Annotated in this window: 8 protein-coding genes and 1 pseudogene; all 9 read right to left on the reverse strand. The window is 55.8% G+C overall.

What is annotated here, in order from left to right; genetic code table 11:
• Positions 1-1,082: thioredoxin family protein (locus ABNU97_RS15330; RefSeq protein ID WP_348767546.1), on the reverse strand; the 1,082-nt coding region annotated here is incomplete at its 3' end.
• Positions 1,079-1,891, reverse strand: coding sequence for a TVP38/TMEM64 family protein (locus ABNU97_RS15335; protein ID WP_348767547.1), 813 nt, complete (start codon positions 1,889-1,891; stop codon positions 1,079-1,081). The genes ABNU97_RS15330 and ABNU97_RS15335, both read right to left, overlap by 4 nt.
• Positions 1,892-1,933: 42 nt before the next feature.
• Positions 1,934-2,569 (reverse strand): methyltransferase domain-containing protein, encoded by a 636-nt coding sequence (locus tag ABNU97_RS15340; RefSeq protein ID WP_348767548.1) that lies wholly within the window; start codon positions 2,567-2,569, stop codon positions 1,934-1,936.
• 147 nt (positions 2,570-2,716) lie between these two features.
• The gene (locus ABNU97_RS15345) at positions 2,717-2,995 is read right to left on the reverse strand and encodes a hypothetical protein (RefSeq protein WP_348767549.1); all 279 of its coding nucleotides are present in this window, start codon (positions 2,993-2,995) and stop codon (positions 2,717-2,719) included.
• A gap of 1,650 nt (positions 2,996-4,645) precedes the next feature.
• Positions 4,646-7,777: an efflux RND transporter permease subunit gene (locus ABNU97_RS15350; protein WP_348767550.1), complete on the reverse strand. Its 3,132-nt coding sequence runs from the start codon at positions 7,775-7,777 to the stop codon at positions 4,646-4,648.
• Positions 7,774-9,189, reverse strand: coding sequence for an efflux RND transporter periplasmic adaptor subunit (locus tag ABNU97_RS15355; RefSeq protein WP_348767551.1), 1,416 nt, complete (start codon positions 9,187-9,189; stop codon positions 7,774-7,776). The genes ABNU97_RS15350 and ABNU97_RS15355 overlap by 4 nt, the downstream gene beginning before the upstream one ends.
• Positions 9,190-9,394: 205 nt before the next feature.
• On the reverse strand, positions 9,395-10,780 hold the full coding sequence (locus ABNU97_RS15360; protein WP_348767552.1) for a TolC family protein: 1,386 nt from the start codon (positions 10,778-10,780) through the stop codon (positions 9,395-9,397).
• A gap of 334 nt (positions 10,781-11,114) precedes the next feature.
• Positions 11,115-11,321 carry a hypothetical protein gene (locus ABNU97_RS15365; RefSeq protein ID WP_348767553.1) on the reverse strand — a complete coding sequence of 69 codons (207 nt, stop codon included), beginning with the start codon at positions 11,319-11,321 and terminating at the stop codon, positions 11,115-11,117.
• Positions 11,322-11,884: 563 nt separating this feature from the next.
• Positions 11,885-12,033 (reverse strand): annotated as a pseudogene (locus ABNU97_RS15370) (peroxidase); the annotation flags it as partial.

The following is a 12,033-nucleotide window of genomic DNA, read 5'->3' on the forward strand; positions in this document are numbered from 1 at the left end:
AAGACCACGGCGAAGGGCAGGCCGGCGCCACCGAAGGATCGTAGGTAGGCGTCAAGCGCAGCGTCCGGCCGCGTGAGATCGGCGCGTAGAACGCGCATCTGGGCTGCATCGACGGCTTGCGCAATCGTGGCGTCCGCATACACGGTCTGTTCCAGAACCTTGCAGTTGATACACCAATCCGCCGTGAACTCGACAAGCACCGGCGCGCCTACGGCGCGGGCGTCAGCCAGCGCGTGTTCGGTCAACGGTTGCCAAGGTAGCGCGTTCTGGCCGTGCGAGTTCCCATCAAAGCCAAGTGCGACGGCGCCGCTCAGGCCAATCACCAAAACGAGCGCCGGTACCAAACGTGCGCCGAGTCCGGGGCCGACCACCAATGCACGGATCAACCAGAAAGCCAGAGTCCCGAGCCAGGCGGTCCACAGCAGGGTGCCGACGCGCTCGACGAGAACGGTTGTTGCAAAGAATGTCGCGCCGGCAAGAAGGATCAAGCCCATGACCTGCTGGACTCGCGACAGCCACACGCCGCTGCGCGGTATACGTGTCAATAGCCCGGGCTGCGCGAGGAGGATGAGGTAGGGCAAGGCCAGCCCAACGCCCACCGCCATGAACAGGGCAAAGATCGTGCTTGGCGTCTGCGTGAGAGCAAATGCCATAACGCCGCCCAGGAAAGGTCCGGTGCAGGGCGCGGATAAGACGGCCGCGAGAAAACCCGCAAAGTAGGGTTCAGCATAGCCGTTGCCCTGGACGCGATAGACCCATTGGGGCGGTTGCACGCCGCGGCCCGCGAGACTGTAAACGCCGAGGCCGGCAAGCAGAAAAGCCAGTGCCGCTCGAAACCAGAATGCCTGGAACAGGGTGCCCCAGGTCCAGTTCAGCATGGCGGTCGCCAAAGCGAGCGCACCGAAGAAGGTGAGCGTGCCAGCCAGCAGCGCGATCGCTGCCAAAAAGCGTTGTCGCGAACCGTTGCCCACCACACGTGCGATCGTGCGCAACTTGATGGGCAAAGCGGGAAGAACGCACGGCGTGAGGTTTAGCAGCACGCCGGCAAACATCGCCAATAGGAGATTCGTCCAGATCGTCATCGTGTGGTCTTTTCTCGGCGGCGATTCCGGGTCTCGGATTTGGCGCGACGGCCGTCGTTCTCATATGCGACACGCGATCGAGTGAGTCGCGCCGCGCCAAACAAGATCAGCGCGGCAATGCCTGCGAGAATCCAGATATAGGCCGGAAAGTGCAGCGCCTGACTGCCGAGCAGTACGCTCAGTACGGTGAGCGGCAAAATGCCCACGCCAGTTGTCCAAACGAAGGTCCACCGTGGAACACCGGCGAGTCCCGCGGCGTAATTGACCAGATTGAAGGACATGATCGGTATCAGGCGCGCGGTCAGCAGTGTCGAAATACTGCTATCACTCACGAATGCATCCAACCGCGCCTGGTAACGCAGCGGAACCAAGCGTGACCGTGCGGCCGGGCCCAGGGCCCTTGCGATCTCATAACTCAATAATGCGCCGATCATTGCGCCAGCCCAGGTAAGCATTACACCCAGCCAGGTGCCGAAGGCAACGCCATTGGCGATTGCGATCACCTCGGCCGGAAACGGCACGAAAGAGTGAGCCGTCATCAGGCCGATGGAAGCCGCAGGCGCCCAGGGACCAGCGCGCTCAAGGAGCGCGTGCAAACCATCGCTACTAAAATCGACAGCAAACAGGGTGTATTCGACCAAGCACCAGAGGATAACGATATCGATCCAAAGCAATGCCGTGGTTAGCACAGCAGCAGCTATCAACCAACGACTACGCGCGGTGCGTAGCAATGCGCGCAGGACCAAAACCAACAAGACGATGCCCAGCGCGGCTAATGCCAGGCAGAGAAGCAGCAGATCGGCGCTCATTGTCATAAAGTTCTAAGCTGGGTTTGTTGCTTTAGTAAAAATTCAAGCTTGGGCATGGGTACCACGCACGGTCATAAGCCCCCAGAGCCAGGTGATTTTGTAGGTCTCGATCTGAACGGCGGTGTAGCCGCTTTCTTCCAGCATTCGAGCACAGTCGCCTGTTCGATAGATTTGCGTGTGTGGATGGGCACACATCTGTTGATAACGCTCGAACAGCCGGCACATCAGATAATTGCCGCACCAATCCGTGAGCACGAGTTGGCCGCCAGGGCGCAACACCCGTCGCATTTCAATCAGTGCGTCTAGCGGCCGCGCGACGTAGTGAAACATGCTGCAGGAAACCACGAGATCGAACTCTGCGTCGGCAAACGGGAGCTGCTCCGCCCACGCTTCATGCGTTTCAACGGTGGGCGAGAGTTTTTGGAGTGCGATCTCAAGCATGGCGGGCACAGGATCCACCCCAACCAGCCGAGTCGTCGGATGAGCGACCGCGAGACGAGAAAGCAGGGTGCCCGTCCCGCACCCTACATCGAGCAGGCGATCATCCTTGCCCAGCGGTAAACGTGCGATCGTTTCGCGCGTTGTCGCGTCAATATAGTACGACCACCTCTGGTCGTAGTGACCGGCAATCCGAGCGTATTCCTCGGCCACGTTTTTGTTCGGAGCTTCGGTTTGCATATCGGAGAACAACTCTGCGATTAAATGGCCGGCGTTATTATCGTGGGGGGCTACGCCAATCACGGATGGCGGGGCATGTTCGTGCCTAACGCCCGTTGAGAGAGCAGCCCCTATCGTGGGGGCTGCTCTTTATATAGCTATCGCCTGTCAAGCCCCGCCGGAGCGTTCGGAAGCACCAGGGTTGTTTGTTGACTGTCGTTTTATTAGCGCTTCACAACTCGCCAGCATCTCCTCCATGTGAAGCACCATATCTCGCATATGTGAGGTGCGCATTATCTTCATTTCATCTGATCGGGCCGTACTAGATTGGACTTCCTGTTCTTTTATTATTTGGGATTCGGCGAATTTCTGTTGGGCGTAGGCTGTCGATGCGAAACTAGAACTTATTAGTACGCTAGCGATAACCGAGTAAATAGCTGTTTTCATGGGTGTGTTCCTTTAATCTTTTGAAACTAATAATCAATGTGGAATTAGGGGGTCGATCTTCAGTTTTATTCGGTCTTCAATAACCATAGACTAATCGTGTTTTCACGCTGAGATGGGCGCATACGCGACGTCATTTATCCGGCATTTAAATACCCGTAAGAGTGAAAACCGGTTACGCAGTACCGAATTCCAGAATGAGTTTCAGCTGACTGCTAATACGATCACCCCAACGCCTGAGGATCTTGGACCCAGATAATCTTTTGCCCGCGTATCTCGACATCGGAATAGAATTCCACGCGTCTCTAGATGTTATCTAGTCGGATTGCCCCATGCGCACGTATTCGTGATGAACATATATTGCAGATCCGTGACGAACAGCCTTGAAGGATCTGGCGAAGTTGACAGGAAATCGGTCTTGATTACGAGTCAACCGAATCCTTGGCATTTCAGATGTCCATCAGGATCAAATATTTGAGTAACGCGGAGGGAAAGGGTCGGGCCCTTCAAGCAGGCGGCCGCTATGGTTTCGCAACGCAGAAACTAACAGCGCAGGAAGAGGCTTGGTGGGTTGCAGGCCTAAATTGGCTATGCTGACAAACATTGCACATGCTGAGGCGGAACAACTTGTGCCCGCCGAGGCCTGCTCGAGTCCATTTGGAGACTCATTATAGAAAAGTGTGCACGTATCAGTTTGATAGGGCTGCACTGCCGGCTGGGTAGAGTGAGCCATCATTGCCGGGCTCGCCAATGCGCTGCCGAGCAATACGAGTATCACAAGAAATTTTGCGAGCAGACTCTCCATAATTTAAATATAAAGTCCAGATCTACTTGTTACAAGACTAAAGCCGGCTACAGTTCTTATATCGTTTGAGAATAACCCCGAGCGATTTATCGGTATATGTGAAAGTGACGCCACCTCTCATCATTTTTGTGCTCGATGTGGTTGCGACAAGATGTAAGGCTTTTTCAATATAGGTAAAAACTAGGCGCTGGGTACTTCTCGCTCGGGGTCGCTTTTTTACATGGCTGTCTTCAGCTAAAACCCCTTGTAACCTCGTCTCTCACGCCGCGCGCCAGACGCTATCGCCAAGCTGCGACCGTAGCAGCTCGACGTTGAAGGGGCCGCGTATAGCGCCTTTTGGGACGTGTCGTTGGAAGCTTCGTCGCCGTGGAATTTGGCGCGATCATGGAGCGCGCCGAAAACGTCGGTGACTGCACCGAAACGCCTGCAACTTCCCCAATGCAGCCCGGTAGGGTTACATCCGGTTGAGCAATCCGTTTCACGAGGTTCTTCTAGCTATATTATTTCCCCACACTTGGGAGCAAGCGCCAAACTCCATGTTTGAACTATCCGCGTGGGCTTTTCACATACTTGACCAACGTTAAAACGACGAGCACAAACACAATAAGGACGAGGAGTCCAAACAACACGCAGACGATTATCATCGGTGAACCCGCCATGACGCCTTGCATTATCGAGCCGTTCATCATATCCGGATTGTTCATCTGACCGGCGGCAGCGCGTCCAATTGTCAGCAAAGGCACTGAACGTGGTAAGCAAAATCGTGTTGAGTAAGTTCATAACCTCCTTGGCCCCCAGTGGTGGGGGCAGGAATAAATATTCTGATACGTATACCCGTCAGCCAATGCTTAAATATGCTCTCGCGAAATTCGCTTCCATTCCCACAGTAGATACAGTGCTGGTATAACCAGCATAGTAAGTACTAGAGCACTGAGCATCCCGCCCACCATGGGCGCCGCAACCCGTCTCATGATTTCCGAGCCGGTGCCATGGCCGAACATCACGGGGAGCAAGCCGGCTACGATAGCCGCAACAGTCATAGAGATGGGGCGCAAACGCTGCAGTGCGCCGTCGCGTACCGCATCTCGTACGCCTTCGTACGAGATCGGCAGTGATTCGGCCTTGCGGCCTTCGAGATACATTCCGACAGACAGATTCAGGTAAATCAGCAGTACGACGCCGATTTCCGTAGTCACGCCTGCCAAAGCAATGAACCCAACGGCGACCGCAACCGACATGTTGTACCCCAGTAGAAAGAGCAGCCATATCCCGCCTGCAAGCGCCATCGGCAAAGTGATTAGAATAATCAGCGTTTGCGCCAAGCTACGGAATGCCATGTAGAGCAATAGAGCGATCAGCGCAATGGTGACTGGGACTACCAATGCTAGGCTCTCCCGTGCCTTCTGCATATATTCGTATTGGCCGGACCAAGTCAGTGAGTAGCCTGGAGGTAGTTGCACCTTGTTTGCTACGACTTTTTTCGCCTCAACCACATAAGAACCTACGTCGCGATCCGCGATATCAACATACGTCCAGCCCGTGAGTTGGGCCGCTTCGCTTTTGATCATCGGTGGCCCGTCTTCGATATACACCTTTGCCACGTCGGCAAGTCTTACATGGCCGCCACGCGCTGTGACGATCGGCAATTGCTGCAAAGTATCGACGGAGTTGCGCCAGTCACGTGGGTAGCGCAGATTAACCGGGTATCGCTCGAGCCCCTCGACGGTCTCGGTGATGTTCATGCCTCCAATGGCCGTGCGTATTACGTCCTGTACGTCTTTTATGTTGAGACCGAGCCTTGCTGCGCGATCGCGGTCGATATCCGCTTTTATGTAGCGGCCGCCGGCCACGCGTTCAGCATAAACAGAAGTTGTTCCTCGAACCTCTGGAAGAACTTCTTCCAGTTGTTTTCCGATTTTCTCAATTTCAGCTAGATTCGGGCCACCGACCTTTATGCCGATCGGTGTTTTGATTCCGGTGGATAACATATCAATGCGTGTCTTGATAGGCATCACCCAAGCATTGGTCAGTCCCGGCAGATGTACGCGTTCTTCAAGCTCTTTGCGTATGTCAGCCTTGGTTATCCCCGGTCGCCATTCCGACTCAGGTTTAAACTGGATGATGGATTCGACCATCGCCAGTGGCGCCGGATCAGTGGCGGTTTGAGCGCGGCCCATCTTGCCGAACACAGATTCGACCTCGGGCACGCTCATGATCAGCTTGTTAGTCTGTTGAAGTGTCTGACGTGCTTTATCGACCGAGATGCCTGGTCGTGCCGAAGGCATGTACATGAGATCGCCTTCGTCCAGTGGAGGCATGAATTCAGAACCCAGCTGATTAGCGGGCCAGATGCTGGCTGCCATAACAACCACTCCCGCGATCAGGGCGGGCCAGGGATAACGCATCACTGTGTTGATGGCCGGCCGGTAAATAGCGGTCAGGAGCCGGTTCACCGGATTACGGTGTTCAGGAATGATACGACCACGAATGAAATAGCCCATCAGTACCGGCACCAGCGTAATAGCCAGAATCGCAGCTGCCGCCATAGCGTAGGTCTTGGTATAGGCTAGGGGGGTGAACATTCGGCCTGCCTGGCCTGTCAGCGTAAAGACCGGCAGGAATGAGACCGCAATAATAACCAGAGCAAAGAACAAGGGCGGGCCAACTTCGATGGTGGCGTTGGCAACGATCCGCCATCGATTTTTTTCGGTGACGGTCTCGCGCTCCATGTGTTTGTGTAGGTTTTCGATCATGACAATGGCGCCGTCGACCATCGCGCCGATTGCGATCGCGATGCCGCCCAATGACATGATGTTCGCATTGAGCCCCTGCATGTACATGACGATGAACGCCATCAGAATGCCAACCGGCAAACTGACAATAGCGACCAAGGCCGAACGCAGATGAAACAGGAACAAGCCGCAAATCAGTGCAACCACCAGGAATTCTTCAATCAGCTTGCCGCGTAGATTCTCGACGGCCTTGTTAATCAGCTCCGAACGATCGTAAGTGGGCACGATCTCGACGCCGGGCGGCAAGCCGCTCTTCAAGGAGGCCAACTTGGCCTTTACGTTATCGATAACTTCTTGCGCGTTTTCGCCAGAGCGCATAACGATGACACCGCCAACGACTTCCCCCTGGCCATTGAGTTCTGAGATTCCACGTCGGATCTCAGGGCCATGGCGTACCTCCGCGACATCCTTGATCTGTATTGGCGTACCTTTGGCATCCGTCATTAAGGGCACTTGCAGCAGATCTTTGATGCTCTGGAGATAGCCGCTAGCGCGAACCATGTATTCGGCTTCTGCCAGTTCGACTACAGCGCCGCCGGTTTCCTGATTCGCGTTCTGGATCGCTGTTTTGACGCGCTCTAGCGTAATGCCGTAGGCGCGTAGCTTGTCGGGATTCACCACGACCTGGTACTGGCGCACCATGCCACCGGCTGTAGCGACCTCAGCGACCCCGGAGACAGTCTGCAACTGATACTTGAGAAACCAGTCCTGAATACTGGTTAACTCGGAAAGGTCGTGTTGACCGGTCTTGCCCACCAGAGCGTACTCGTAGACCCACCCGACCCCGGTGGCGTCAGGCCCGAGGCTCGGATTGGCCTCTGCGGGAAGGTTGGGAGCCACCTGGTTCAGATATTCGAGCACTCGGGACCGCGCCCAGTAAAGATCGGTGCCTTCCTCGAAAATAATATAGACGAAGGAATCCCCAAAAAAGGAGTAGCCACGAACTGCAGTTGCCCCCGGCACGGCCAGCATCGCGGTCTCGAGCGGGTAAGTGACCTGATCTTGCACCACCTGTGGCGCCTGGCCAGGGTACGAGGTCTTGACGATAACTTGTACATCCGATAAATCGGGGATCGCGTCTACCGGCGTTCTCTGAAGGGTATACAGTCCGGCGACAATGACGAACACCAGCGCCAGAATGACGAAGGCGCGGTTGGTCAGCGACCAACGGATAATGGCCGCGATCATGGCTGTTCCGCCTTGTTGGGCTCGATCTGCGCGGCGGTGCCCATATTCATATTGGACATGCCATGGCTTGATGTTGTGGAGGGTGTTTTTGCGGCAGTTTCAGATTTCGAGGTATCAGAATTCGGCATCGACATGGATGCCATGTCTGATTCTGTTGACGTGTGCTCGGCCGTGCAGCCCGGCTTGTCGTTGCCAAGCCTCAATGCGGCTGCATCGACATTAGCTTCCGAGTCGAGCATGAACTGCGCCGACGTAACGACGCGCTGGCCGGCTTGCAGGCCAGCGAGAATTTCGACCCAGTTGCCGGAGCTCGCTCCGACCTCCACCGGACATACATCGAAGCGGCCATCGCCGAGCGCGACAATCACCCGCTGACTTTGACCAGTACGAATCAATGCCATCTGCGGGACGATTACGGCATCGTTCCGCGATGCTGTCCTGATTGTCACGTGCGCGTACATGTTCGGCTGTAGCTTGCGATCTGGGTTATCAAACCGCACCCGCACCTTCACGGTGCGCGTTTTTTCGTCAACGGCTGGGTATATATAGTCGACTGTGCCCTTCCACTGCTGGCCGGGGAACGCCTCAAATCGGGCGATCACCGGTTGTCCTTTTTCTATCAGTGCCGCGCTTCCCTCATCTATTTCGACCTGTACCCAGACTTTGCTGAGATCGGCCAGTTTCATGACCTGAGTGGCTGGCTGTACGTACGCGCCTTCACGAATATTCAGCTCAACAACGACCCCGGACGTTGGAGCGCGTCGAGACACACGGTCGCTGATATCCTGCCCACGCTTAGCGTTCGCTATCTGATTCGCAGTAAAACCTAGCGACCGCATCCGCTGGCGTGATGCGGCGATTAGCGACTGGCTGCCGCTCTTTAGGGCCGTTTGGTATTCGCGCTGCGCAGTCTCGAGCTTGGGGGAGAATAATTCGTACAGCATCTGGCCGGAGTCAACCGCGCTGCCGACAGTCTTGACAGCCAGTTTCTCGACCCAGCCGTCGGCGCGCGTATTGATGCTGGTAATAGTGTCCTCGTCGTAGGTGACATAGCCCACAGTTTCGAGGCGATTAGAAAGTGCACCGTGTTGTACTTCTTCCGTGCGAACACCCAGATTGTTCACGACCGCAGGACTTATCTTGACGTCGCTCGATTCCCCGTTTTCATCTTCACTTGCGTAAACCGGCACCAGATCCATACCCATGGGTGACTTGCCCGGTTGGTCGCGGCGAAAATTAGCGTCCATTGGTGCTTTCCAATACAGCACTTTGCGCTCGCTCGCGGATGAATCGGTCGCGGCTTTCGAACTTGAGCCTGCTAATGTCACATCGCGTGAGCCGATTTCGTAGCCGAGAAATATTGCAAGTGCGAACAACACGAGTGTCGCGGTAAACCATCTGAAATTTTTCATGAGCCATGTGCTCTTTTTTGTGTTGCCCCGTAACCGAAGTCTTGCTGCGGGTTCGGCCGGGTGATGTCGGTAAAGGGGGCTTTCGTTTGCTGCGGTTTGTGCGCTGTGGTCGCCGAGGTCTCGTGTTGGCACATCAGGCGAACCAGCATCCGCCGTCTGATCGAGGTTAATGCGTAGTTAATTCGCTCCTTCGGCGTTACATGTCTCATTGAAAGAACATGTCGAGGTTGAAGCGAGTATCCGAGTGCGTTGCATTCATATGGGTGCCCGACCAGCGTGCGATTTGTGCACGTGCCGAAAAATAGTCGGTTCTTGCTCTTTCAAGATTCAGATCGACCTCTAACTGTTTTTCTTCCGCAGTTACTACGTCGAGAAAAGAGCCGTCGCCGGCACCATAAGCAGCGCGCGCGGCGCTAAGGTTGGCCCGGGCAAGCGGGGCAAGCTTTCCCTCGTAGAGATTGATCGTGTGTTCAGCCTCTTCAGCTGCAGCGTAGGCTCGCTTCAGTTCGCTAAGCAGTTCCGAGCGTTGGTCTTTGAGCTCGAATTCCCTTTGCATGAGCTGAGCCCGCGCTTCATTGAGCTGAGCCCGGTACTTGCCGCGGTCCAAAGGCAAACTTAGCCCCACCCCGACCACCCAGCGTTTTTCTGCCGCATCCCACAAACTGTTGTAGCCCCCGAACACTTTGAAGTCCGGGTAGAACGCCTTGCGCGCGAGCGCTTCGCGGTCTTTGTGCGCGGCGATTTCTTTTTCGATCCTTACCAGCACGGGATGCGAGGACATCGCTTCTTTGCGTAGCACATCGTATGTGCGCGTCTTGCCCAACGCAGGCAGGGCGGGAGGCGGGGCAAGCGCAGCGTTCGGCGAACGCGTCATCAGCCGATTGATTTTTGCCCGGACATCACTTTGCAGACGCTGAAGCTTGATGGCTTGGTGTTTTAGGCGTTGGCGCTGTACGGCTGCCTGAAGGAGATCGTGTTGTCGACCTAGTCCAGCTGCATAGCGGCTCTCGGCCACGTCGTACAGATCCTCTAGCAGCTTTTGGTTTGCGTTGTTTATTTCAAGCGCACGGTGTACGTAGCGCCAGTCGGCGTAAAGAGTGCGAGTTGCGGCTGCCAAACGTAGGCGCAGGGACGCGACATCTTGGCTCGCGGCTTGCGCGTCTTTACGAGCCGCGTCGGCTCGCAAGCCTAGAGTTCCAGGCCAGGGTATCTCCTGGGATATCTCGACCCTGACATTCGGCCCGCGCGTACGGCCCGCCGGGGTGTCGAGGCCGTCCAGGGTTTCTGGCGCGACCGCAGCCGACAGTCGCGGATCAGACAGTGACCCGGCGGGTGTTACCCGTGCCTCGGCGGCAAAAACCGAGGCCTGCAAGGCTTGTATCCCGGCGTTCTGTCGCAACACCGTGTCAACTAGTTCTTCAACGTCGAAATGTGTCGTTGATGGTTGTCGATCTTGGGCGAAGGCTGATGCCAAGCCGATGACAGACGATATCGCCAGTAACAGGAATGTGAAAGAAGACACCGCTCGACGCAGGCGCGTGGGCACGGGTTTAGACAGAGGCAGCGCCTCCGCCAAAGGGCTGATGGCCATGATTGATCTCCAAAACTAAGGAAGCAGGACGCATTTGAGTGCGCATCCCACGGTCTTGACTTAGCTTTGAAGTAGTCTCGGCGGTCGGAGCAATGTGGCCCGATAAGCAGCGCTAGGGGAGGTCGCGCATGCGACGGTTCGGGAATGCTCCCGAGGAGTCGCTGGGAGCACCGCTTGCGTGTGGTTTGCCACTCCTATGCATCCCGAGGCGCAGGGCGCTTGGCAAGCAAGGGCGTCTAAACAGTCCAATGCCGCGTTTTCGTCTGCGTTGTTCTGAGAGACGATGGAAGTAGGCGGAAAGACCGTGCGGGTGCGGACTTGAGAATCGCTCGCATCAACGCTGCTCGCTGCCAACGGTGCAGACGCCGCCAACAGTACTGAAAGCAAAAGATAGACGAGGAACGATTTCAAGGTCGACATTGATGGTGGCTAAATCTGGATTAAGTTTAGGGCCGAACCATAGTACGGAGTCAATCGATTGGCTCCCGATTTTGGTTTTAAACCAGCCCTTTGGCTTATTGGTGTGATGGGCCGGCATCATAGAAACCTTTTGACCCCTGGGTGAAACCCACACTTGCTACAACATAAAAAAACAAATGCCCGTGGCTGGGGCGGGTTCAGAAAATATCAGGCGTGCGGTCATCACATAGCTCATACTGGATTCTCAAAGCCGTCGACGGCCCGTGGAATGCCAATGTCGCTAAATAGAGCTAGGCCGGGTTCTGCAATATCTTGCGTTAGGTTCGGCGGCTGACCTCGGAAGCGGTGATTACGGCGCTGAACTGGCGGTTCACGATGGGGATACCGTTATAGGAGTGCATCCCGATACGGATATTGGTCTGCGTTAGCGTTCGCGCATCGTTGATGCCATCAAAAACCATGAGGAGGCGCGCTGCATCGCACACTGGCGCTCGGCCTTCTGGCCGAGGGCCAAACCTGAATACGTGGCGTTGATCCGCGCGTGCGCAAAGCAATTTTGCGAATACATGGCCGACGTTATGTGTGGTGGGGGCTATCACGAGCTCGTAGGACGCGCCAAAGACTCGTACCTAAATCCCCGGATACAGCTACATGCCTGTATCCGGGGCAGCACACTTTCAGCCGTTATTTGTTCGGCTGCTTGGTCATGCGCAGGTAGGGCTTGAGTTCGTTCCAGCCGGCCGGGAACAGCTTCTCGGCTTCTTCATTGGACAACGCCGGCGACACGATCACGTCGTCGCCGTCCTGCCAGTTGGCCGGGGTGGTGACCTTGT

This window comes from uncultured Salinisphaera sp. (assembly GCF_964012375.1).
In the GTDB taxonomy this organism is placed as follows: Bacteria; Pseudomonadota; Gammaproteobacteria; order Nevskiales; family Salinisphaeraceae; genus Salinisphaera.